General features: G+C 48.8%; 18 protein-coding genes, 1 tRNA gene, 1 riboswitch and 1 other annotated feature. Of the genes, 12 read left to right on the plus strand and 7 right to left on the minus strand.

The window, feature by feature from the left end:
* Positions 1–126 precede the first annotated feature (126 nt).
* Together VZT47_RS04870 and VZT47_RS04875 are read right to left on the minus strand one after the other, a co-directional pair.
* Positions 127–324, minus strand: coding sequence for a hypothetical protein (locus VZT47_RS04870; protein WP_330223851.1), 198 nt, complete (start codon positions 322–324; stop codon positions 127–129).
* 144 nt (positions 325–468) lie between these two features.
* Positions 469–1,983, minus strand: a complete 1,515-nt coding sequence (locus VZT47_RS04875; RefSeq protein WP_330223852.1) for a DEAD/DEAH box helicase — start codon at positions 1,981–1,983, stop codon at positions 469–471.
* Positions 1,984–2,569: 586 nt separating this feature from the next.
* On the opposite strand from VZT47_RS04875, the gene VZT47_RS04880 reads away from it, so the two are divergent.
* The 9 genes from VZT47_RS04880 to VZT47_RS04920 all read left to right on the plus strand — a co-directional run bounded on the left by VZT47_RS04880 (position 2,570) and on the right by VZT47_RS04920 (position 13,205).
* Positions 2,570–3,748 carry a M20 metallopeptidase family protein gene (locus VZT47_RS04880; protein WP_330223853.1) on the plus strand — a complete coding sequence of 393 codons (1,179 nt, stop codon included), beginning with the start codon at positions 2,570–2,572 and terminating at the stop codon, positions 3,746–3,748.
* 67 nt (positions 3,749–3,815) lie between these two features.
* The gene (argF, locus tag VZT47_RS04885; protein WP_442877420.1) at positions 3,816–4,829 is read left to right on the plus strand and encodes an ornithine carbamoyltransferase; all 1,014 of its coding nucleotides are present in this window, start codon (positions 3,816–3,818) and stop codon (positions 4,827–4,829) included.
* Positions 4,830–4,846: 17 nt separating this feature from the next.
* Positions 4,847–5,815: an N-acetyl-gamma-glutamyl-phosphate reductase gene (gene argC, locus VZT47_RS04890; protein WP_330223854.1), complete on the plus strand. Its 969-nt coding sequence runs from the start codon at positions 4,847–4,849 to the stop codon at positions 5,813–5,815.
* Positions 5,816–5,961: 146 nt separating this feature from the next.
* On the plus strand, positions 5,962–6,816 hold the full coding sequence (gene argB, locus VZT47_RS04895) for an acetylglutamate kinase (protein WP_330223855.1): 855 nt from the start codon (positions 5,962–5,964) through the stop codon (positions 6,814–6,816).
* 10 nt (positions 6,817–6,826) lie between these two features.
* Entirely contained in the window at positions 6,827–7,996 is a 1,170-nt protein-coding gene (locus tag VZT47_RS04900) for an acetylornithine/succinylornithine family transaminase (RefSeq protein WP_330223856.1), read from the plus strand.
* Between the two features lie 538 nt (positions 7,997–8,534).
* Positions 8,535–8,767 (plus strand) — a binding site (T-box leader).
* Positions 8,768–8,811: 44 nt separating this feature from the next.
* Positions 8,812–9,648: a MetQ/NlpA family ABC transporter substrate-binding protein gene (locus VZT47_RS04905; RefSeq protein ID WP_330223857.1), complete on the plus strand. Its 837-nt coding sequence runs from the start codon at positions 8,812–8,814 to the stop codon at positions 9,646–9,648.
* A gap of 564 nt (positions 9,649–10,212) precedes the next feature.
* The gene (locus VZT47_RS04910) at positions 10,213–10,773 is read left to right on the plus strand and encodes a TetR/AcrR family transcriptional regulator (RefSeq protein WP_330223858.1); all 561 of its coding nucleotides are present in this window, start codon (positions 10,213–10,215) and stop codon (positions 10,771–10,773) included.
* Positions 10,774–11,459: 686 nt separating this feature from the next.
* Entirely contained in the window at positions 11,460–12,965 is a 1,506-nt protein-coding gene (locus VZT47_RS04915) for an IMP dehydrogenase (protein ID WP_330223859.1), read from the plus strand.
* Positions 12,966–13,129: 164 nt separating this feature from the next.
* A tRNA-Ala gene (locus VZT47_RS04920) sits at positions 13,130–13,205 on the plus strand.
* Between the two features lie 89 nt (positions 13,206–13,294).
* On the opposite strand, the gene VZT47_RS04925 is transcribed toward VZT47_RS04920, so the two are convergent.
* The 3 genes from VZT47_RS04925 to greA form a co-directional block, all read right to left on the minus strand.
* Complete coding sequence (locus VZT47_RS04925) at positions 13,295–13,822, minus strand: folate family ECF transporter S component (RefSeq protein WP_291057928.1); 528 nt, start codon at positions 13,820–13,822, stop codon at positions 13,295–13,297.
* A 50-nt stretch (positions 13,823–13,872) separates the two neighbouring features.
* Positions 13,873–13,991: riboswitch (THF riboswitch) on the minus strand.
* A gap of 575 nt (positions 13,992–14,566) precedes the next feature.
* Positions 14,567–16,495, minus strand: coding sequence for a lysine--tRNA ligase (gene lysS, locus VZT47_RS04930; RefSeq protein ID WP_330223860.1), 1,929 nt, complete (start codon positions 16,493–16,495; stop codon positions 14,567–14,569).
* A gap of 36 nt (positions 16,496–16,531) precedes the next feature.
* Complete coding sequence (greA, locus tag VZT47_RS04935) at positions 16,532–17,005, minus strand: transcription elongation factor GreA (protein ID WP_330223861.1); 474 nt, start codon at positions 17,003–17,005, stop codon at positions 16,532–16,534.
* A 1,450-nt stretch (positions 17,006–18,455) separates the two neighbouring features.
* On the opposite strand from greA, the gene potE reads away from it, so the two are divergent.
* Together potE and VZT47_RS04945 are read left to right on the plus strand one after the other, a co-directional pair.
* On the plus strand, positions 18,456–19,799 hold the full coding sequence (gene potE, locus VZT47_RS04940) for a putrescine-ornithine antiporter (protein WP_330223862.1): 1,344 nt from the start codon (positions 18,456–18,458) through the stop codon (positions 19,797–19,799).
* Between the two features lie 860 nt (positions 19,800–20,659).
* The gene (locus VZT47_RS04945) at positions 20,660–21,520 is read left to right on the plus strand and encodes an EamA family transporter (RefSeq protein WP_330223863.1); all 861 of its coding nucleotides are present in this window, start codon (positions 20,660–20,662) and stop codon (positions 21,518–21,520) included.
* Positions 21,521–21,854: 334 nt separating this feature from the next.
* Here VZT47_RS04945 and VZT47_RS04950 read toward each other — a convergent pair whose 3' ends face one another.
* Together VZT47_RS04950 and VZT47_RS04955 are read right to left on the minus strand one after the other, a co-directional pair.
* A complete protein-coding gene (locus tag VZT47_RS04950) occupies positions 21,855–22,874 on the minus strand; it encodes a uroporphyrinogen decarboxylase family protein (RefSeq protein WP_330223864.1) in 1,020 nt (339 codons plus the stop codon).
* A 226-nt stretch (positions 22,875–23,100) separates the two neighbouring features.
* Entirely contained in the window at positions 23,101–24,429 is a 1,329-nt protein-coding gene (locus VZT47_RS04955; protein WP_330223865.1) for an MATE family efflux transporter, read from the minus strand.
* Between the two features lie 329 nt (positions 24,430–24,758).
* Between VZT47_RS04955 and VZT47_RS10720 the strand changes: the two genes are divergently transcribed.
* The coding region (locus VZT47_RS10720) for a helix-turn-helix domain-containing protein (RefSeq protein ID WP_442877421.1) at positions 24,759–24,917 on the plus strand (159 nt) is incomplete at its 3' end.

Raw genomic sequence — 24,917 nt, forward strand, 5'->3', positions numbered from 1 at the left:
CATTGAGATTTATTACAGCTTTGTCGGCAAGATTGACTTGCCCGAATAACCGCCCGACCTATCCGACACAATGGCCAAGTGTCGGATAGGAACGGCAAAATTTTTTGCACTTCTATTGCTTCTTTATCACACATAAGCAAAAAGGCTGGGCACGTAGTAGTAGTCCTTTCCATAGGGCGCTGCCAGGTCCGGCTGGGTGGTTTCATCGATTTCCTCCACCCTGATGTCTTTGTATGGTTCTTCTTCCTGCAGAAGGCTAATGGCCTTTCTGGCATTGGCGCAGTAGGGACAGCCGGGAATTTTAATCATAATCACTTTTTTCATAGGACAGCCTCCTTTATATTTATTTCTATGAATATAGAATACACTATATCTCCTTTTTTAACAAGTCTCTCTGACAGACTGTCGAAGAAACCTGTTAAAAAAAGCTGTGAAGAAATGATTTGCACTTCTTCACAGCTTTTTCTATTAGTTTTCCCTGAAGTAAGGTTTGAAATTGGATTCGTGAATGTTTTTGCCGTTATTCTGACGGGGCTGGCCGGAATGATTGTCGAAACGGCGCTGCCTTTTGCCTTCAAAGCGGCGGCCGCCTTCAGAATTTCTTCTTCTCCGGGGACGGTCTCCATCGAAGTGACGGCGGGGAGCTCCTTTGCGTCTGCGGAAATTGGGCATTTCTTCTGTAATCTTGACCGGTGTCACATCAGGCTGTTTGGTGAGCAGCTTGATAGCAGCAGCCACCAGGGATACAGAGTCCACATCATTCAGGAGGTCTTCCGCGCTTTCCCTGTATTCCTCCAGGCCGCCGCCCTGGGCCGTATCGGAAAGGCTTTCAATGGCAGCCTTCTGGTTGCCTTCGATGACTTCAGAAAGGGTGGGGACAGACCGTCTCTTGATACGGCGGCGGATGACCCGTTCAATATCCCGGAGCTGTCCCATTTCTCTGGAAATAACAAAGGTCACTGCGAGACCCGTTTTTCCTGCGCGGCCTGTACGGCCTACGCGATGGACGTAAATTTCCGGGTCCTGAGGCATATCGAAATTGTATACATGGGTGACGCCGGAAATATCGAGGCCCCTGGCGGCAACGTCCGTTGCTACCAGGATATCGATGGTGGATTCTTTGAACTGACGGACTACGGTATCCCTTTTCTGCTGGGAAAGGTCGCCATGAAGGCCTTCAGCCATGTAGCCTCTCTTTTTCAATGCTTCCGTCACTTCATCGGCTCTCCGTTTCGTGCGGACGAAAACGATGGCCAGTTCCGGTTCCTGCATATCAAGGAGGCGGCAGAGGGCATCAAATTTCTGACGGTCCGGAAGTTCGATGTATTCCTGTTCGATGAGATCGATGGTCACAGTGGCTGCTTTGATTTTCACCAGTTCCGGATCTTTGAGGAAAGTCTCAGCCAGCTGGCGGATAGGTTCCGGCATGGTGGCGGAGAAGAACATGGTCTGTCTTTCTTCCGGAATGCCGGCCAGAATGGTGCGGATATCGTCGATGAATCCCATATCCACCATTTCGTCCCCTTCGTCCAGCACAAGGACCTGTACATGGGACAGGTCAATGGTGCCTCTCTTCATATGGTCCATGAGGCGGCCCGGAGTGGCTACGATAATGTTGGGGTGCTTCCTGAGAGCTTTGAACTGCCTTTCAATGTCCTGCCCGCCGTAAATGGGAAGAGCATGAATGGGAAGGTACTGGGCCAGATGGTTGATTTCTTCAGCAGACTGGATGGCCAGTTCCCTGGTAGGGGAAAGGACTACGGCCTGGGGTCCCGGCTTTGATGTGTCAATCCTTTCCAGGATGGGAATGCCAAAAGCCGCCGTTTTGCCGGTGCCTGTCTGGGCCTGACCAATCAGATCCTTTCCGGTAAGGGCAATAGGAATGGCTGCCTTCTGGATGGGACTTGGTTCCTCGAATCCCATATCCTCCACGGCCTTCAGTATTTCCGGCGCAATTCCCAATTCTTTAAAAGTGTCGTACATGTTTCCTCCTGTATGCGTTCATGGGTACGCGGGCATGGTGCCCAATGATAAGTAAAAGCAGGCCTTTGATATAAATAATACCTATATATCGGAAAGAGCTGACACTGTCAGTTCCTTTCCGGTATATCTTCCCGGTTTCCTACCGGGGCATTAAGGAAGCACTGATTGATTCACAAAGTGAATGAATCAGCGCTTTCTAAAAAAAAGAGAACGCCCCATGCGTCTCTCCCATGATTCAGATCTATGATTGTCCGTTCTCGCTGGATGCCTGCATATTATTGTCATTATATCATACTTTGTCGAAATCCTTAAGAAATATTTTCTCCGCTGCTTCCGCCTTCTTCCCATGCTGTTCTTCACCGGCAGGTGCCAGTTTCATCTTTTTGATAAAAAATTTCTCTTCCCCTCTTGCATATATATTCGCAAAGTTGTATTATTATTGCAATCCAATTTGTACACGTTTTTGAATTTTCACTGTATTTCACGAAAATTAACTAATTCTGCTGCAGTTTCATCTGTTCTGAATGAATAAATATTCAATCATATGCAAAAACGCCAATTAAAGTCAGGAAAAGAGGTCGTCTCAATGATGTACGAAAAAGAAGTTAAGGAAAAAGTCACAGCCATTCTGCCACAGGTGGTGACCTGGAGACGACATTTCCATGAATATCCGGAACTCTCCGGAAAGGAAGTCAAAACTTCAGCATACATCCAGGATGTTTTCAAAAATCTGGGCATCCCCTATGAAACAGGATTTTTCCAGAATGCCGTATTGGGCATCATCAAAGGCAGCCATCCGGGGAAAACGGTGGCCCTCCGGGCCGATATGGATGCCCTTCCGGTGACAGAGCTTACAGGTCTTCCCTTTGCTTCCAAGAATGAAGGGGTCATGCACGCCTGCGGCCATGACGGTCACATGTCCATCCTTCTGGGCGCTGCCGCCGTACTGAATAAAATGAAGGATCAGATTCACGGCACTGTAAAAATCGTTTTCCAGCCGGCCGAGGAAGAAGCAGCCATCGGCGGCGGCCGCCACATTGCAGCCAGCGGGAAACTGGACGATGTATCGGAAATTTACGGTCTTCATGTATGGCCGGAGCTTCCCACAGGCCAGGTAGGATTAAAGCCCGGTGCCCTCATGGCGGCGTCCGACCGTTTCTATGTCCATATCAAAGGGAAATCCACCCATGCTGCCCAGCCTCATAACGGCACCGACGCCCTGGTGGCAGCAGCTCATTTCATCATTGATGTACAGTCCCTGATTTCCAGGGAAATGAACCCCATGGACAATGTGGTGTGCACCATCGGCCTCATGAATGCGGGCACCCGTTACAACGTAGGGGTTGAGGATGCTTATCTGGAAGGCACCTGCCGTACCTACCGTCCAGAGCTTCGGGACAAGATGGAAGCAAGGCTGGGGGAAATCCTGAAAGGTCTGGATGTCATGTTCCACACCCATTCGGAGCTGAACTATGTCAGAGGCCACAGCGCCACCATCAATACACCGGAAAAGATTGATTTCCTGAAGGAAGTGGGAAAAGCCTACCTGGGAGAAGAACATATCACAGAGCCAGAGTTCCCATCCATGTGCGCGGAAGACTTCTCCTCCTACCTTGAAAAATTCCCCGGCGCCTTCTTCTGGCTGGGCACCGGCGACGGAAATACGCCGGCCCTGCACAATGCATCCTTTGCCATCAATGAATCCATCCTTCCTCTGGGCATCACCCTGGAAGCAGCAGCTGCCCTGGAGGCCCTCTCCCGATGAGAATGGTTCTCTCATAAACCATATATTCAGATTCCAAAAAAGTTAAAAACATACAACGAGGTATATCATGAAAAGCTTACTGAACCATTCCTTTCTCTCCATGCTGGACTACACACCGGAAGAATTCGCCTACTATCTGGACCTGGCGGAAAAGCTGAAGCAGGACAAGGCCGCCGGAAAAGAAATCAAAACTTTAAACGGTAAAAATTTTGCCCTTATTTTCGAGAAAGACTCCACCCGCACCCGGTGTGCCTTCGAAGTGGCAGCCCATGACCAGGGAGCTTTCACCACCTACCTGGGGCCCACAGGCACCCAGATTGGCAAGAAGGAATCCATTGCCGACACCGCCCGGGTACTGGGAAGCATGTTCGACGCCATTGAATTCCGGGGGTATGCCCAGAGCGCGGTAGAAGAGCTTTCCGCCAAAGCCGGCGTTCCCGTATGGAACGGCCTCACCGATTATGACCATCCCACCCAGACTCTCGCCAATTTCCTCACTTTGAAGGAACATTTCAAAAAACCGCTGAACCAGATTTCCTATGCCTACGTAGGTCACGGCCAGTCCAATATGGCCCATGCCCTCATGGCAGGTGCCGCCCTTTCCGGTATGGATTTCCGCATCATCGGGCCAAAGCAGTTCTTCCCGGAACCTGAATTCACTGCCAGATGCGAAGAAGTGGCCAAGAAAACAGGAGCCACTTTCACCTTTACCGATGATCCTGTGGAAGGAGTCAAAGGACTCGATGTCATTTATACCGGTGTCTGGGTGACCATGGGAGACCCCTATGAACTCTGGGGCGAAAGAATCAAACTCTTTATGCCCTATCGGATTACGATGGACATGATTAAAAACACAGGAAATCCGGATACCGTCTTCTGCCACTGCCTCCCCTCTTTCCACAATACGGAGACAAAAGTGGGAAAAGACATTTATGAACGTTTCGGCCTGGATGGCATCGAAGTCACCGATGATGTTTTCGAAGCCCCCTTCTCCCTGGCTTTCCAGGAAGCGGCCAACCGGCTCCCGACGATTAAAGCCGTCATGGTAGCCACATTTGCGGAATACCCGCTGGACAATTAAGAAAGGAGAGACCATGTATGAGTAACACGCCAAAAGTTTTCATCGTAGGAGAATCGGGGACTACGGGTCTCCGCCTTCATGACCGTCTCTCCGAAAGAAAAGATATCGAGCTCCTTCACCTCCCGGAGGAAAAGAGGAAAGATATAGAAACCATTAAGAAATATGCCCAGGAAGCAGACCTCATGTTCCTCTGCCTTCCTGATGCAGCTTCAAAAGAAATTGTGGAAGCGGTCAAAGGAATCGATATCAAAATCCTCGATACTTCCACGGCCCACAGAACAGCGGATGACTGGGTCTATGGTTTCCCGGAACTTTCGAAAGAGCAGAAAGAAGCGATTTCCAAAGCAGACAAAGTGGCCGTCCCGGGCTGCCATGCTTCCGGGGTCATTGCCATCCTCTATCCTCTGGTTCACGCAGGAATCCTTCCCATCAATTATCCGCTCCACTGCATATCGCTCACCGGGTATTCCGGCGGCGGCAAGAAAATGATTGGCGAATATGACAAGGGTGGAAATACAGGACTTCTGGCGCCCCGTCAGTACGGGCTTTCCCAGAATCACAAGCATCTGCCGGAAATCATGAAAGTCTGCCATCTCTGTGAAAAGCCCCTCTTCTCGCCCATCGTGGACGATTTCTATGAAGGCATGCAGGTGACCATCGGATTCCATACCCATTTCCTCCAGCTCCCCTGCGGGCTCCCGGGAGAAATCGAAGCCGATGATTTCCAGATGATTTTAAAGAAACATTATGAGGGAGCCAAACTCATCAAAGTGTCTCCCCTCTCTCTCGATGAAACGAACGGCCTCTTCCTTTCAGCCAATGAAAATGCGGGAAAAGACAGCATGACCATCAATGTGGCAGGAAACGATGACAGAGTCCTCGTGATTTCTTCCTTCGACAACCTCGGCAAAGGCGCTTCCGGTGCCGCCATCCAGTGCATGAATATCATGCTGGGGTTCCCTGAGGAAACAGGGTTAGTTCTGTAATAATCATTTTTTAAGACAAGTTATCAGTTATCAGTTCGCAGTTCTCAGAAACGGGCCAACTGATAACTGATAACTGATAACTTTTAATAGATAGTCATCCATCCTGAATAGACATACAGTTCAGGAAAATTAAAAAGGGGAACTCTATGAATGCATCCAATGCGGTACGGGCGAAGATTCTCACCCAGGCCGTACCTTACATCAAAGAATATACAGGCACTTATGTGGTCGCAAAATACGGCGGAAATGCCATGACGGATCCGGAACTGAAGAAATCGGTGATGCAGGATATCCTGCTCCTCCGCCTCGTAGGGGTCAATGTGATCCTCGTCCATGGAGGGGGTCCGGAAATCAATTCCATGCTGAAAAAGCTTTCCATCGAATCCCATTTCTTAAACGGCCTGCGGGTGACCGACAAAGAGACCATGGACGTGGTGCAGATGGTTTTAGCCGGCAAAGTCAATAAAAGCCTGGTAGCCGACCTGACGGCCCTCGGCGGAAAAGCAGTAGGCCTCTGCGGACTGGACGGAGGACTCATCAAAGTCCACCAGCAGGATGAAAAACTGGGCCTTGTGGGCGAAATCGATGAAATCAATACGGACCTTCTGGAAGACGTACTGGAAAGAGAATACATCCCTGTCATTTCCTCCATCGGAATCGATGAGGAAGGCCATGCCTACAATATCAATGCCGATACGGCAGCTGCCAAAATCGCAGCAGCCCTCAAGGCAGAATCCATGGTAGTCATGAGCAATATCAATGGAGTCATGAAAGACCCGAAAGATCCCGATTCCCTCATTAAAAAAATCACCCTTTCCGATGCGGAAGCCCTGAAGGCTGACGGAACCATTGCAGGCGGCATGATTCCGAAAGTGGACTGCTGCACCCATGCGGTAGAAGAAGGGGTAAAGAAAGTTTTCATCATCAACGGGGAAATCCCCCATGCCATACTCATTGAACTGCTCACCGATGAAGGGCTGGGCACCATGTTTACGAAATAAGGAGATCCCCATGAATACCTTTGAAAAAGATTCCACATACATCGCCCATATTTACAGCAGATACCCCGTGTGCTTCGTCAGCGGGAAAGGTTCCCATCTCTATGATGACAAAGGAAAGGAATACATCGACCTGGGAAGCGGGATCGGCGTCGATATTTTCGGCATTGCCGATGAAAAATGGATGGAAGCGGTGACAAAACAGCTTCACACGCTGAACCATGTTTCCAACCTTTTCTACTCAAAGCCCATGGCCGATCTGGCCGAAATGATCTGCAAAAAGACAGGCATGAAAAAAGTCTTCTTCTCCAATTCCGGAGCCGAAGCCAATGAATGTGCCATCAAAGGGGCAAGGAAATATTCCAATGACAAGTATGGAAACGGAAGAAATACCATCGTCACCCTCATCAATTCCTTCCATGGACGGACCATGGCCACTCTGACCGCAACCGGTCAGGACGTCTTCCATCACGATTTCGACCCCTTCCTCCCGGGTTTCCTCTATACCCCGGCCAATGACCTTCCCGCATTCATCGAACTCTGCGAAAAACACCCGGAAATCTGTGCAGTCATGGTGGAAACCATCCAGGGCGAAGGAGGCGTTCACCCGCTGGAAAAGGAATTTTTCGAAGGAATCAACAAATACGCCCATGAACATGACATCCTTCTCATCGTGGATGAAGTGCAGAGCGGAAACGGCAGAACGGGCAAACTCTACGGCTATATGAATTATGACGTCCAGCCCGATATCGTTTCTACGGCCAAAGGCATCGGCGGAGGACTGCCGCTGGGGGCGACTTTCTTTAATGAAAAGACAGAAAACGTATACACCCCGGGCTCCCACGGCTCCACCTTCGGCGGAAATCCCATCGCCTGTGCCGGAGCCATTTCCATCTATCAGCGCCTCGATGACAAACTGATGGCTGAAGTCACAGAAAAAGGAAATTTCATCAAAAAATCCCTTGAAGGCGCCAAAGGCGTCAAATCCGTAGCCGGCATGGGCCTCATGCTGGGCATCGAACCGGAAAAACCGGTAGGAACCATTATCCCCAAACTCCTCGAAAAAGGAGTCGTAGTCCTTACGGCAAAAGAAAAAATCAGACTCCTCCCGGCCCTCAATATCCCCATGGAAGATCTGGAGAAAGCGGTGGGAATCATCAAGTCTGTGCTGGCAGAAGATTGAGACATCTGTCGTGGTTCGTTATTCGGGGTCCGGGGTCCGGGGTCCGGGAAGGATATGGTTCCCTTCGGGAACCAATTTAAATAGCGGCTCCGCCGCAGGCCGATGGCCCCGCTGATGGTTCATCCCATGCAGCATAAATATCAAAGTGCAGTCAAAAGACCTCTTTTCGTGAACGGTTCGAAAAGAGGTCTTTCTTTATATCTTTCGTACAAAGTCCCCATAAAAACCCATCGCCCCATCAGCGGCGAACCCTTCCCGAAATCCCAAATCCGAAGTCCGAAATCCGCCCTCTCCCGCCTGTGCACAGCCCCCATAAAAACTTGCGGCCGAAAGGCCGCCACCTTCACGAACCACGAACCACGAATCACGAAATCTCGATTTCGACTACTCCGGGGCTTGCCGAAGTGAGGCTAACTCACGAATACCGTTACTGACTCAAACCAAAGTAACTGCAAAGAGACTCCATCCATATCCTCCCGCCTGGCTAAAAAATCCCTTGACGAAAAGACGCAAACAATGCTATATTATTCCCAACTACATACAGGCGAAGATGAGAAGAGTAAGCATTCGGAAACGGCAAAGAGAGCCCCGCCGGTGGGAACGGGCACGGGAAAGACTGCTGAAGATGGCCTCTGAGCCTGTCTGCTGAATAATCAGGCGGACCGGGAATTCCCGTTACAGATGAGAAGTATGATTGTACTTCATAAGGCTTTTCCGGCGACGGGAAAGTGAACATGGGTGGTACCGCGAACAGAATCCTTCGTCCCAGCAGGCGATGGATTTTTTTATTTCCCAAAATCATCAGGAGGCAAATTATGAACTTCAAAAAAGCAATCATCGCATCCCTGGCAGCTCTGGCTGCCGTAGGTTTCATCGCAGGCTGCGGAGGAGAGAAAGCTCCGGCAAAATCTGCTGCTGCATCTTCTGCTGCCAAGGCAGTTTCCATCAAAGTCGGCGTATCCCCCGTTCCCCACGCTGAAATCGTCAATGTAGTCAAAGACAAACTGGCCAAAGAAGGAGTCAATGTAGAATTGGTCGAATTCAATGACTATGTACAGCCGAACCTGGCCCTGAACGATAAATCCCTGGATGCCAACTTCTTCCAGCATAAACCATACCTCGAAGAATTCTGCAAATCCAGAAATCTGAAACTCGTTTCCATCGGCGCCGTTCATCTCGAACCGATGGGAGTTTACTCCAACAAGATCAAAGACATCAAAGCCCTTCCGGAAGGCGCTCATGTAGCCATCCCGAATGACCCGACCAATGGTGGCAGAGCCCTCCTCGTTCTCCAGTCCGCAGGACTGATCAAGCTGAAGGAAGGCGCTCCGATTACCGCAACTCCTCAGGATATCGCTTCCAACCCGAAGAACCTGAAATTCTCCGAACTCGATGCTCCCCAGCTCCCAAGAGCTCTCGAAGATGCAGATATCGCCATCATCAATTCCAATTTCGCCCTGGCTGCCAAACTGGATCCGAAAAATGCCATCTACACCGAAGGCGCTGATTCCCCGTACGCCAATATCGTAGCCGTCCGCGCAGGCGATGAAAAACGTCCGGAACTGCAGAAACTCATGAAAGCCCTGCAGAGCAAGGAAGTCAAAGACTTCATCGAAAAGAAATACGGCGGCTCCGTCAAAGCAGCATTCTAAGCCTGTGGAAATAAAAGTCGTCCCGATATTCGTCGGGGCGGCTTTTTATTTGAAGTTATCAGTTCGCAGTTATCAGTTCGGAGAGAGTATCCACAGGTGAAGAAACCGGGAATGAAGGTAATGGGTAATGGCTTAATGCCGAAAGAAAACTGTCTTGTGGAAAACTGTACATTGGAGTTAACAGAAAACAGGTTCACCAACTCTATTCCAGAGGAAAACTGACTTCCGGGAAACTGTACATTGGGGTTAATAGTTAACAGCCCACAGCTTTCTATCAAAAAGAAACTGCCCTATGGGAAACTGTACATTTCATTAATTGTTCAACATGCCATGAGAGTATTGGCCCCATTTATACTCGTGCCGCAACAGCCCCGCACCGTCCCGACAACCCCGATAGTCCCGAGATTCCCGACAATCCCGATTCAAAAGTTCTATCCCTTACTTGAATTATTAAACTCTTCCTGTTCCTCCACTCCCTCCCCTTGTATTTCTCCCTATTTTATACTACACTATGATTAATAACGTACATTTCGTACAATAACTAACAGTAACGAAGGGATACTCATGGACCGCAGACAGCAGAAGACGAGGGCCGCCATTTTCAATGCGTTTGGCGCCCTTTTATCAGAAGAACCGTATTCAAAGATCACCATCCAGGAAATCATCGACCGTGCCAATATCGGCCGGTCCACGTTCTATGCCCATTTCGAGACGAAGGACAGTTTGCTCGCCGAAATGTGCCGGGAACTTTTCGACCATATCATCGAAGGGGTGCTGAATGACAATATGCCCAGCGATCCCCATTTCGCCCCGGGCGTACGGGATCCGGTTTTCTGCCATCTTCTCCAGCATATCAAGGCGAATACGAATCATGTCCACGACCTTCTCGTTTCCGAAAGCAGCGATATCTTCATGCGCTATTTCAAAATGGCCCTGACGAAACTGATTTCCTCCTACGTCCTCACCGACAAGGAACCGGCCTGCGACGTGCCGAGGCCTTTCCTCCTGAACCACATCACCGGCGCCTTCGTGGAAATGGTCCAGTGGTGGGTCCGGAGAGATATGAAAGAAAGCCCCGAGGAACTGGACAGATATTTCCAGGCGGTCATCAGCCCGTTACTATAAATGTATAAAGAAAAGGCAGCTTCTCGTGCGGGAGGCTGTCTTTTTTAGTTATCAGTTCGCAGTTATCAGTTCGCAGAAGGTCATTCAGGATGAAAAACTGCACATTATGGTTAATAGTTAATTGCCGGACCGCTTTGTTCAAAAAGGAAACTGACTTACGGACGAACTGTACATTGAGGTTAATGGTTAATCGTCGGGCAGCTTTATTCCGAAAGGAAACTGTCTTATGTACGAACTGCACATTGAGGTTAATGGTTAATGGCAAAACCGCGAAGCAGATGATGGAGCTGACTGGCGAAAGATTTCCGGGATAACTGCCTCTATCCAAAAGCGGGAAGGCTCTCCTCAAGAGGGGACGAACCGCACATATGAGAAAAAATTCACCCAGCACAATCGGGAGCCAAAGGCTCGATATATACTCCGCGGCCGTCAGGCCGCCACCTTCCCGAACCACGAACAACGAATCACGAATCACGATTACGCCAAATGGCACAAATCATAAAAATCGCTGATGACTGAAACCCCATATTTCCTCTTCCCTGACGGCCGATTTTACGCTATAATGAAAAAAATATAACAGGTTTTGCCCAATGAGAAAGAGGGGCTTGACCCTTTGTTGAAAAAGGTGTATAGTATCCTTTAACCATCAATCTGTTATTGAAATTTTTCTATTTAAGGAGGAAATAATGGCAACCTACATCAATGAACCGGCGCATACCTTTAATGAATACCTTCTCATCCCGGGCTATTCCGGCACAAACTGCATTCCTGCAAACGTTTCCCTGAAGACCCCGCTGGTTAAATTCAAAAAAGGCGAAAAGCCGGCCATTACCCTGAACATCCCTATGGTTTCTGCTATCATGCAGGCCGTATCCGGTGAAAAACTGGCTGTAGAACTGGCCAGAAACGGCGGCGTTTCTTTCATTTATGGTTCCCAGACTCCCGAAGAAGAAGCTGCTATGGTTGCCAGAGTCAAAGCAAAGAAAGCAGGCTTCGTACCGAGCGATTCCAATCTTTCTCCTGAAAATACCCTTGCTGATGTCCTCGCGCTGAAGAGGAAAACCGGTCATTCCACCATTGCTATCACCGATGACGGTACCGCAAACGGCAAACTGGTCGGTATCGTTTCCAGCCGTGACTATCGTGTCAGCCGCATGAATATTTCCGAAAAAGTCAAATTCTTCATGACCCCGGTAGACAAACTGGTCAAGGCTCAGTACGGCATCACCCTTTCCGAAGCCAATGATCTGATCTGGGACAAAAAGATCAATTCCCTGCCGGTCCTCTATGAAGACGGCCGTCTCTATGGTTTCGTATTCCGCAAAGACTACGATTCCCATCAGGAAAACCCGAATGAACTGCTGGACGACCAGAAACGTTTCATCGTAGGCGCAGGCATCAATTCCCGCGATTATGAAGAACGGGTTCCGAAACTGGTAGAAGCAGGAGCAGACGTACTCTGCATCGATTCCTCCGAAGGCTTCTCCGAATGGCAGAAGATCACCCTGAACTGGATTCATAAGAAATACAATGGCAAAGTCAGAGTCGGCGCAGGCAATGTAGTCGATCGCGACGGATTCCTGTTCCTGGCAAAAGCAGGCGCAGATTTCGTCAAAGTAGGAATCGGCGGCGGCTCCATCTGTATTACCCGCGAGACAAAGGGTATCGGCCGCGGCCAGGCTACTGCCCTGATTGAAGTCTGCCAGGCAAGAGATGAATATTTCAAGGAAACCGGCATTTACGTACCGGTATGCTCCGATGGCGGTATCGTTTATGATCACCACATCACCCTGGCTCTTGCCATGGGCGCAGATTTCGTCATGCTGGGCCGTTACTTCGCCCGCTTCGAAGAATCCCCGTCCCAGAAGAGAACCGTAAACGGCATGGTCGTTAAAGAATACTGGGGCGAAGGTTCCAACCGTGCAAGAAACTGGGGACGCTACGATCTGGACGGCACCAAGAAGCTGGCCTTCGAAGAAGGCGTTGACTCCTACGTTCCCTATGCAGGCCCACTGAAAGAAAACGTGGAAAAAACCTGTGCCAAGATTAAAGCCACCATGTGCAACTGCGGTGCCATCACCATTCCGGAACTCCAGCAGAAAGCAAAGCTCACCCTGGTTTCCGCTACCTCCATCGTAGAAGGCGGCGCCCACGACGTTATCAGAAAAGAAAAAGACGGCAGCGACCGTTAATTATAATCGCTATACCTATGAAATCAAAAAGGAAGCACTTTGCGAAGTGCTTCCTTTTTTGCATCAAGGCAGCGGGGAGGAAAAGAGCTGCCCCTTGGAACGCTCTGATTAAAGCAGCTCTTACCTTGCAATTCATAAGAGCCCTTTGTAAAATATACATATATGGGGACGTAGCTCAGCTGGGAGAGCGTGCGGTTCGCATCCGTAAGGTCGAGAGTTCAATCCTCTTCGTCTCCACCATACCATTCCGCCCTACGGGGCGTTTTTTTTATGGAAAAACGGCATTTCTAAAAGCAGGTTCCATGAATAAAGCAGTGCTTTTCCAAGGCTCATGCTGCTTCTCTTTTTCCCACCATCAGAAAGAATATCCTGCCATACACTTTCTGGTAAAGGAACATGAAAAGCCCCACTTCCAGGGGATAGCAGATGATGTTTTTGATGAGGCGGCTTAAAAAAATGGCACTTGCTGCCTTGTCATAGTAAAGCACCAGCCATAGGGTATTGAGGCCCAGATGGATAAAAACCATGACCAGAAAGAAGGGAATGCACACATAGGAAAGGGTGAGGCGATGTCCATAAAAGAACTTCCCGTAAATCCACCCGGTCAGGAAACCGGACAGCAGAAATCCCGGAAAGAAAATGCTTGTGCCCAGGCAGGCGGTGCCGATGAAATCGGAGAGGGCCGCCACCAGACCGCCCTTCCAGGGGCCATAAATTGCCCCGGCCATGGCAATAGGCAGGAAGCCGAAGGTGATTCTTACAAAGGGTGTCTGCACCGCAAAGATATAGGACATCATCACTGCCAGTCCGGTAAGAATCCCCAGCATCACTATTTCTTTTTCCTTATTTTTCTGCATTATAAAAAGACCTCCTTCATGCAAGGCTGCATGGAAAGGGGTCTCCATGCAGCAGCGGGATGCAGTAAGGACACCGCAAGCTTCTGCTTTTCGTCCGGATGACAACTCCCCGTCCATCCGGCACTGGAGGAAAATGATTCTTTCCCAGCGCGTCCATACTTACTCTGCTTATAATATATAAATATGGTTCAGTATAGCACCCCAGTCAAAAAAATGCAATAACAGAGCCGCAAAAGAAATAAACCACCATCAAGGGAAGCGCTGATTAAATCATTGCTTGCTTTTATTCTTGAATTTTTATGCAATGCGAGGAATGGGCTGACGCGAATAGCGAGCTATTTAAGGAAGCCCATGACGAAACAGTGCATAAAAATTCTTATAAAAGAAAACTCTATGAATTAATCAGTGCTTCCCAAGTGAATCAAACATCAAGCGCTGCTCTGTCATTTCGAGCGGAGATCAGCACCGGAATGACGCGGTCGGTTCATGGAGATGGTGAAAAGGAGCCGAGAAATCTCACTCCTCCATGAGGCTCCACAGGGCGGCAGGAGATCTCTCGACTCAGAGTCTTCATAGAACAGATAACTCTACCGCCCATAACGACAGGCAGCTTTGCTCGAGATGACATAACGGCAGGCCGCTTATCGGCATTTTAAAGATTTATTCCTAAAAACAGGAAAATAAAAAAGGCTGTGAAGGAATGATTGATATTCTTCATAGCCTTTTTATTGTTCACTTTATAAATCAGTACAGTTTGGCGCCGGCCGGGATATGGCGGTCTACCATGAGAAGGTGGAGTTTTTCTTCTCCCTCTTCCTTATGGATGGCAGAGAGGAGCATACCGCAGGAGTCGATGCCCATCATCTTCCTAGGCGGCAGGTTCACGATGGCAATCAGTGTCTTACCCACCAGTTCTTCCGGTTCATAGTAGGCATGAATGCCGGAAAGGATGATGCGGTCTTCACCGGTGCCGTCGTCCAGGGTGAATTTCAGGAGCTTCTTGCTCTTAGGTACTGCTTCGCAGGCTTTGACTTTCACAGCGCGGAAGTCAGACTTGCTGAAGGTATCAAAGTCCACATAGTCCTTGAAGAGCGGTTCGATTTCCACTTTGGAGAAATCAATAGGTTCATTGTCTTCTGCCTTTGCCATTTCTTCCGCTTCTCTGGCGGTCTTCTTTTCCAGAGCCGTTTCCGGTTTCATAGCCGGGAAGAGGAGTACGTCGCGGATGGAGGCGGAGTTTGTCATGAGCATGAAGAGGCGGTCAAGGCCGATGCCCAGTCCGCCAGTAGGCGGCATGCCGTATTCGAGGGCAGTGAGGAAATCTTCATCGATCGGATGCGCTTCATCATCGCCGTGTTTTCTTTCTTCTACCTGCAGTTCGAACCGTTTTCTCTGATCGATGGGGTCATTCAATTCGGAGAATCCGTTGGCCAGTTCGCGGCCATAGATGTAGGTTTCGAAACGGATGGTATAGCGGGAATCCGTGGGGTCCAGTTTGGACAGCGGGGAAACTTCGATCGGATGTCTGGTGATGTGGACCGGCTGGATGAGGTGTTCTTCCACATAGGCATCGAAGCAGTTGGAAAGAATCTTGCCGAATCCGTCAAATTCGCCGTATTCCACTTTCAGTTTATCCGCAATAGCCCTTGCATCTTCGAGGGTCTTGCAGGCATCGAAATCTTCACCGGTATATTTCTTTACCGCTTCAGCCATGGTCAGTCTCGGCCAGGGCGGAGTCACATCGATTTCCGTATCTTCATAGGTAAATTTCATGGAACCGTAAGAAGCCATGGCGCAGGCAGCTACCACCTGTTCTGTCTGATAAATGACATCTTCGATATCACCATAGGCCTGGTACGTTTCGATGGCGGTGAATTCCGGATTGTGGCGGGTATCCATGCCTTCATTTCTGAAATTGCGGGTGATTTCGAAAATTCTTTCCATGCCGCCTACGAGGAGACGTTTCAGGTACAGTTCCGGGGCAATGCGGAGGTACATGGTCATATCCAGCGCATTGAAATGGGTCATGAATGGTTTTGCATTGGCGCCGCCATAGAGTGGCTGAAGCACCGGGGTTTCCACTTCCAGGAAACCATTGTCCGTATACCATTTGCGGATGGCTGCCATCATGGCAGAACGTTTGACGAAAGTATCGCGCACATCGGGATTCATGATGAGATCCAGATATCTCTGGCGATACCGCTGTTCCTTGTCCGTGAGGCCGTGCCATTTTTCCGGCAGCGGTCTTAAGGACTTGGAAAGCATTTCGAAATGGAGGACCCTGACGGTCAGTTCACCGGTATGGGTGGTGAAAACGGTGCCTTCCACACCAAGAATATCGCCGATATCCACCAGTTTGAAGAGGGCCCATTCATTTTCCGGAAGTTCATCCCTTCTGAAATAAATCTGGATATCGCCGCTCTGGTCACGAAGTACACAGAATGCGGTCTTTCCCTGTCCGCGGCGGATCATGAGACGGCCTGCGATGCGGACACGGGTTTCATCCTTTTCCAGCTGCTCTGCCTGAGCGCGGATGTCGGATGCATGATGATCCCATGTAAACTTGTGACCGTAGGGTTCTACACCGAGTGCACGGATCTTATCCAGCTTTTCACGGCGGATGAGCATCTGGTCATTCAGCTTCGGTCCCTGCTGATTATTCTTTTCTGTCATTCTTTATCCTCATTTCATCTATTTCTGGAAATACAATTACATTTCAATGCTGATAACTTTATATTTCAAAACTCCAATCGGAGCCTGGGCTTCTACTGTATCTCCTGCTTTGGCTCCCATCAGGGCAGCTCCTACAGGGGATTCATTGGAAATCATGCCCTTGAAAGGATCGGATTCGGTGGAACCTACGATCTGGACTTTTTCCCGGGTGCCGTCAAGCATATCTTCAATAACCACGGTGGAACCTACATCGATACGGGTCTTGGAAGTGCTTTCGATGATCTTTGCGGTCCGGATTTTCTGTTCCAGTTCGCTGATTTCACCTTCCAGGAAAGCCTGGGCATTCTTTGCTTCATCATATTCGGAGTTTTCTGAAAGGTCGCCCATGGCGATGGCATCATGAAGACGCTGAGCTACTTCCGCACGTTTTGTAGAGCGGAGATAGTCCAGTCTTTCTTTCATTTTTGCGAGGCCTTCGCTGGTGACCAGAGTGCTCTGTAATTCTGCCATAATGTTCTCTCCTTTTTATAATAATATACATATATATCCAACCCTGAATAGTCTGTCCTATAAGTATAAAACAGATTTGAAAGGGATGTCAATGTTTAGAGTCACTTCTGCTGAAAACGGTATTTCCCATCTGTGGGAAAAGTGATCAGTGATCAGTTCCCTGAAACCCATCCATGCCAAAGACCGCAGGGCTTTTCCGTCGAAAAAAAACGGATTGTGGGAAACTTCTCATCAGGGTTAATGGTTAACAGGCAGTGAAACTTTCTTATCGAAAGGAAACTGAGTTCTTTGAAATGATACATTGGGGTTAATAAGGACTTGGCCGTGGGGATCCAAGACAAAAGGATACTGGATTTATTGAAACTATACATTAAGGTTAACCGGTAATGGGCCGCGAAGCTTTCGGGTCGAAAGGAAACTGAATTCTCTGAAGCTGTACATTCGAGTTAATGGGCAATCGACCGCCCGTGGCACGAACTCATTAACCCCTATGTACAGCTCTTTCAAAATTCAGTCCCCCTTCCATTCTTCAGTCGCCCGGGACGTTACCCATTAACCCCTATGCGCAGTTCTTTCAAAATTCAGTCATCCCTTCATTCTTCAGCTGCACGGGACATTTCCCATTAACCTCTATGTGCAGTCTCTCCGAAATAAGGTCCCCTTTCATCAATCAGTCCCCCGGGCATTACCCATTACCTATTACCTATTCCCTTCCCATTTCTTCGAAAAAATCCCCCTCTCTCAAGTTATAGAATTCTTTTTTAGGCATGATAAAAAAATAACTCATATTTTCATTTAGACGATATTATTCTCAATTATTTTAAGAAATTTACCCATTTCAGACTTTCTGGGGCATTTTCAGCCCGTTTGGGGTGGTACGGGGCTATTTGGCATTTGGGCTTTATGCAGAAATCTGAATGTAAAAACGGCGTAAATGCATATTTATTCGTATCATTCAATTTTCTGATTTTGCGGAAAACCCCGGAAGGGGCATAAAATGGGCACTTTTGGGGATACTGCAATTTTATTGTAAAATTCCATTACAAAATATGATATATCATTCCAATCCATGCCAATCCATGATGGCTGTCATTTTCTTCCATTTTCTTTCATTTTCCTTCAAAGTTCTCAATTTTCCATATGAGTTGCTTTGAAAAATTTTTGGGGAAAATTCCAAAAAAAGGTCTTGTCATACCACCCTGTTTATGATATAGTTCAGTAAATAAAAATTCACTCGCGCCCTGCCTTTGTGCGCAGTTGAGCAGCGAAACCGCTTTGTAAGCGGACGGTTTTCTTTTTGCCCTGTTTCTTTCACCTGTAGAAAGCAAATGGGGTCTATGCATGCCTTGAGGAAATCAGACTGCATCATTTATTCCTCCGGAGTTATCCGGGACAACTTTTTCCCCACCGCAAGAATTCGCGGTATGTTTTAAGAAAGAAGGGAACAACATTGTCTAAGAGCAAAAAAATGGGAGTGGTACAGCTTACCACAGTCACTGCAATCAACATGATGGGTTCCGGCATTATCCTTCTGCCGGCAACGCTTGCCAGCATCGGAACCATATCTATTTTCTCCTGGATCCTTGCATCCATCGGAGCCACCATCCTGGCCTATGCATTTGCCCGCTGCGGCATGCTGACCAAAAAGGTAGGCGGCATGGGCGGTTATGCGGAATACCGTTTCGGGAGGGCCGGCAATTTCCTGTCTAACTTCACCTATACCATTTCCCTGATCATTGCCAATGTAGCCATCGCTTCCGGCGTAGTCAGCTATGCCTCTTTCGTATTCGGACTGAAACTCGATCCTGTAGAAGTTTGTGCTGCCACCATTGGTGTACTTACCATTGCAGCGACTATTTCCCTGGTAGGCCCAAAGAAATTCGGTAAATTCACTTCTCTCGGCGTGACCTGCGTTGTTACCCCGGTTATCGGTCTTCTCCTCTTCGGTTTCTTCTATTTCGATCCGGACATCTATGTCACCGCATGGAACCCCTCCGATATGCCTTTCTATGAATGCATGAAGGATTCCATTGCCGTCATCATCTGGGCATTCCTTGGTCTTGAAACCGCCTGCGCAAATTCCGATACCGTAGAAAATCCGGAAAAGAACGTACCGATCGCTGTTATGTGCGGCACCATGCTTGCCGGCACCTGCTATACCATTTCCACCTCTATCATTGGCGGCCTTGTTCCTTACACGGAACTGATGAATGCAGGCGCTCCCTTCGGCCTGGCTTATGCAGCCATGTTCGGACCTACTGCAGGCTACATCGTTTCCTGCATGCTCGTATGCTCCTGCTTCGTATCCCTCACTGCATGGCAGTTCACCGTTTCCGAAGTAGCCCGTGAAGCTTCCTCCATCGGCCTCTTCCCAAAATTCCTCTCTGTGGTTAACCGTTTCCGTTCTCCTTATGTAGCCATCGGATCCCTGCTGGCTATCCAGATTGCCATGACCCTGTCCACCATGAGCCCGACACTCCTGAAACAGTTCAATATCCTCATTAACCTGGCAGTCATGATCAACCTGATTCCTTACCTCCTGGCTATGGCCGCTGTTCCGGATCTCCAGAAAGCAGAAGGCATTTCTTCCGATAAAGCAAGAATGGCCAATATCGCTGCTGTAGTCGGCGGGATTTATTCCTGCTATGCCGTATATGGATGCGGCTGGGCAGTCATTTTCGAAGGCGCTTTCGTCACTGCCATGGGCCTCGTAATTTACGCAGTCCTCTCTTCCCGCCTCCGTTATAACCCGTCCTCTCAGGTTTCCACCTTTCCGCCGGTCGAAAAGAAATAAGGAAATAGAGAAAGATGATTAAAAGAAGCGCTCCATGATGGGGCGCTTTTCTTATGGAAATTTTTAGTTGTCAGCTTTTAACTGTTAAAGGTGGCTGAAAGTGTAAATGCTTTTGAATCGGGGTTGTCGGAGTTGTCGGGATTCCCGGGACTGTCGGGACTGTCGGGACTGTCGGGACTGTCGGGACTGTCGGGACTGTCGGGAAGGTGTGCCGCTCCCGCGGCACGATTATAAATGGGGCCGATACCCACATGGCATATTTAACCATTTCTCAATGCACGGTTTCGTGAAAGAAAGTTTCCTTTGGAATATCCATTGACCATCCCTATTACCCATTAGCCATTAACGATTAACCCCAATGAACAGTTTATATGGAAGCCAGTCCCTCCCTGCGATGAAGCCGGCGGGACGATTAACCATTAACCACGATGTACAGTTTTTTCGAATTTCAGCCATCATTCTATCCTGCAGCCAACCGGTACATTAACCATTCCTCAATGTACAGCTTTCCTGCCAGACAGTTTCCTTTCGAAATAAAGATGATCTCAGCTAACTGATAACCGTATACAAAAGTTATTGAAAATTACGGACTCTTATGATACTCTATAACCAAATCAAAACTTGTTGTGGATTTTTGTAGAGAAATCTGTTTTCGCCGCACGGTACTTTTTGTACTGTGCGTTTTTTGCTGGATTCGCGTATTTCCATCGTATATTTCCCGGATAAAATCCCACTATAAAAGGCGCCTTTATCATTTTAAGGCGCCACCTTCCCGACAGCCCCGAGATTCCCGAGACCCCCGATTCTCCCGATTCAAAAGCTGCCGAAGATAAAAGTTGTCCTGTACATTCGGAGATTCTATGCAAAAATTCTTCTATCCTTTCCTCGTCTTTTCCGCCGGCGCCTGTTATGGCGTGCTTTCTACGTTTGTGAAATTTGCCTATGATGCGGGTTTCCATCTTTCCGATGTCAGCGGGACCCAGTGTCTTTTCGGCATGCTTTTCCTGTGGATGGCTGTCTTTTTCACGGGAAAAGGAGAGGTAACAAAAAAGCAGGGCCTCGCCCTGCTTCTCTCCGGTATCCCCATGGCCCTCACCACCATTTTTTATTATCATTCCCTGGAGACCCTTTCCGCTTCCATGGCTGTGGTTTTCCTCTTCCAGTCTATCTGGATGGGCTCGGTGGCAGAAGCTCTCATTTCAAGGAAATTTCCGACGCCGAAGAAACTGATTTCCATCATCCTCTGTCTTCTGGGGACTGCGCTGGCCGCAGGGCCGGAGGATTTGGGAAATTTCACTTTTTCCTCCGGCATGGTCTGGGGCTTTCTGTCTGCCCTGGCCTATGCGGCCGTCATCACTTTGAGTTCGTACCTGGGAAAAGGGTTTACTCCTGCCATGAAAGGAGCCCTTCTGGCCACGGGAGATGCGATCCTCACTTTTCTCCTGCTGCCGCCGGTCTTTCTCCTGACTCCCGGCGAATGGACCGCCCTTCTTCCCTATGCCCTGGTACTGGGCTTCTTCGGCGTGGCACTCCCGCCCTTCCTGCTTGCCTGGGGCATGCCCCATGTAGGCCCGGGCCTTGGAAGCATTCTCACCGCTTCGGAAATGCCGGTATCTCTGCTCCTTGCCCTCTTCGTACTGGGCGAATCCATTTCCCCCATACAGGGGGTGGGGATTGTCTCTATACTGGCAGGAATTGCTGCCGGAAATATGGATAATTAGCCGACAGCCGGTAGAGCGTTAATTTATGGTAAAAAAAAGCCGCCCTTTGCGGGCGGCATCAGACAGGCACGCAAAAGGCCGAAACGGGGTAAAGTCCATTGCTTTTCCCTGTTTCGGTCTTTTTCTGTGCAGCTTTTCAAATTTCCAGGTTTGATTTTTCCAAAAAGGCGCCTTATGGATGGAAGCTTTCGGAATCGGACCCTCCTGCCGTCTCGAGAGACTGCGCATGGACAGGACCTGCGGCCCTTTTCTTTCCGCTTCTATCCATATAGTAGCAAAAAAGGCAAAATGTATCATTAGAATTTTGTTAGAAATAAAAGTTTCTCGAAATTCTCTATTTTCCAGCCATCTTCTCTTCTATTTCCTCTTTGGCCTTTCTCACAAAGAGAAGCATTTCCTCATCCAGGGGATAGCGAATCACGCAGCCCGGGGAAAGGATGACTTTCCTGCCGCCGGTCTGGCGCAGAGTTTCATAAATCTGGTATTCGATTTCATTTTTATGATGGTCCGTGATATCCATCCGTTCCAGGCCGGCCATGATGCATTTCCCTGTCAGGAGCTGCGCTTCGGAAATGGTGGGAAGGGATTCCCAGGCGTGCCAGTTGAAAATCTGGACCGGATATTTCCGAAGGAGCGGAAACATGATATTCTTCCCGTGGGCATGGAGCACATTGCACCAGCCCGAGGAGGCGGAAAGTACGGCCAGATCATAGGGCATGCCGTATTCACGGTAGAATTTTTCTTCCGTCAGGTCATAGGAAGAAAGCTGGGTGGCAAAGAAAATACCGTCCGCTCCCAGTTCGATGACCCGCTGGACCAGGGCACAGGTGGTTTCCGTAATGGCTTTCAGGGCTTTTTTGACTTTGTCTCCATGACCTCTCTTTACATGAAGTATCAGGTCCGGGCAGAGTTTTTTGGCCGTGGTGAGGGGAGAAAATACGGTGAAAACCACGGGCACTTCGCCATTCGTCTTTTTCAGGAGAAGTTTCAGGTATTCCTGCTCCCGCCTGAGCGTACCGGTATGCAGGGAAACAGGCTCGATTTTCAGCCAGTCCTCCGGATTTCTGACGGGAGTGGAAGTAATCCTTGTCACGCCTCCTTTTGGCACATCGGAGGAATCAATGGTACAGCCAAAAGCAGCGGCACTGTACATGCCATTGTTCATGGTTTTCAGAATATCCACATCATATTTCTTATAAAAAGCATAGGTATGCTCCGCATTCTGCACAGGATCTTCATCAATCATGGGCAGATGGGACCAGAGGGAATAAGGCACCCGGTCTACCGGATTCCCTTTGATGGCTGCCGCGATGCGTTCCGGTTTCGTCATGATTTCAGGAATTTTTTTCTTCATGAAAAGCTCCTTTCTATTTCCATAAGTGTATAAGCAGGTTCACAGGCTTGCGGGATCACTGATATTGAATAGTAATCAGTTCACAGTTTTCAGTCCTTAGTGGTGGTGGCGTGCATAAATAGAAAGCACGCCTTTTATATGCCTGAATGGCTGTCTATGATCAATCTTGCCATTGATTTTTTATTTCAGAAAGCTTCATACCGTTTTCCATTCACTCGACTGACTGCTAACGGCTAATGACTTTCCTCCCCTTCCAGAGGCCGTACATATCCGCCAGGGCCCAGCCGATGGGAATCGCCAGCCATATGCCGGTGGTACCGAAAAAAGGAATGGCCGAAAGGATATAAGCCAGCACCACCCGGCTTCCCAGGGAAATCACAGTGAGGATGACGCTCATCCAGGCCTGTTTGACAGCCCGGAAAAAGCCGTACAGGGAGGAAAGAATGCCGATTCCCAGGTAGCAGGAGCCTTCGATTCGAAGATAGGATGTCCCCTGGGAAATCACTTCTTCTGCCCCTTCGGGCACAAAAAAACTCATGAAGAAAGGGGCTCCCAGAGCCACGATGCAGCTGGAAACGATGGAAAAGACAAAAATCATCTTTCCTGCGCTTCTGACGCCCTGGCGGATGCGTTCTTTATTTCCGGCCCCCTGATTCTGAGCCACATAGGTGGAAAAAGCATTGCCGAAATCGAGGAGCGGAGAATAGGCAATCGTATCGATTTTGACGCCGGCTGCAAAAGCTGCCATGACAATGGTCCCGAAACTGTTGACCAGCCCCTGGACCAGGAGGATTCCGAAATTCATAATGGACTGCTGCAGGCTTGTGAGGAGGGAAAGGCCGGCCATATCTTTGAAAATCCGGGGATCCCAGACCATATTTCTTCGGGAAATATGAAATTCCTTCTTCGTAAGACAGTAAAGAAAGATACCGAATCCTGAAACATACTGGGAAATCACGGTGGCCTGGGCTGCCCCGGCCACGCCCCTGTCCCAATAAATCACGAAAAGAATATCCAGTATCACATTCAGGAGGGACGAAAGGATGAGAAACAGGAGAGGGGTCACCGAATTGCCCACAGCCCGGAGGAGAGCCGCGCCGAAATTATAAAGAAATACGGCGATGATACCCGTAAAAATCCAGCCCATGTACGTTTCAAAATAAGGTGCCACATCCGAAGGAATCTGCATGAAAACCGTAATGGGATGAAGCAGAAGAAAAGCCAGCCCGTTCAGGACCAGCGTCAGGGCGCCGATGGAAATAAAGGAAATAAATACCGCCTGCTTCATCTTTTCCGGTTTATGCCGGCCAAAGCAGAGGGAAAAATAGACACCGCTTCCCATGGAAAGACCGATGAGGATGGATGTGAGAAAAATCATGAAAGCGTAAGCGCTTCCTACGGCTGCCAGGGGAGCTTCTCCTAAAAAACGGCCTACCACCAGGGTATCCACGATATTGTATAACTGCTGAAACACATTTCCCACCATCAGGGGAAGTGCAAAAATCAATATTTTTTTGAAAACAGGACCGGAAGTGAAATCGATACTGCGTGCCATGGAGCCTCCCATTTTTTATATTTGCCCTGTACCTATTATACTGGATTGGCAGGAAAGTGGTTAGTGTGGTATGAAATACAACGGATATCTTTTTTCACTTCCATCTCCCATAACTATTGAATCGGGGATATCGGGGGTGGGATTCATTTCGGGAATGTCGGGGTGGATATGGGGCTGTACAATAATTACACAATATATTGAACAGTCGGAGTTTATAAGGTTCTCAGTTCTCAGTTCACAGTTCTCAGTGAAGGAGGCCCGCATCAAATTTGGTATGCTATCAGTAAATAGGAGTATGAAATATAAAAATCCTATTTGGAGGTAGCAATATGGTCAATAAAGACGAAATAAGTCCCAAGGAAAAAATGTCTATTGTCAGAAAGATTACTCGAGGAGATTTGGGACCAAGTGAAGCCGCTCGAAGGCTGGGAGTTCACGTGACGGCAGTCCGAAGATGGGTCAGCCTATACAAGAGAGATGGTGCAAAG

The sequence above is a fragment of the Dialister sp. genome, from assembly GCF_036343215.1.
In the GTDB taxonomy this organism is placed as follows: domain Bacteria; phylum Bacillota; class Negativicutes; order Veillonellales; family Dialisteraceae; genus Dialister.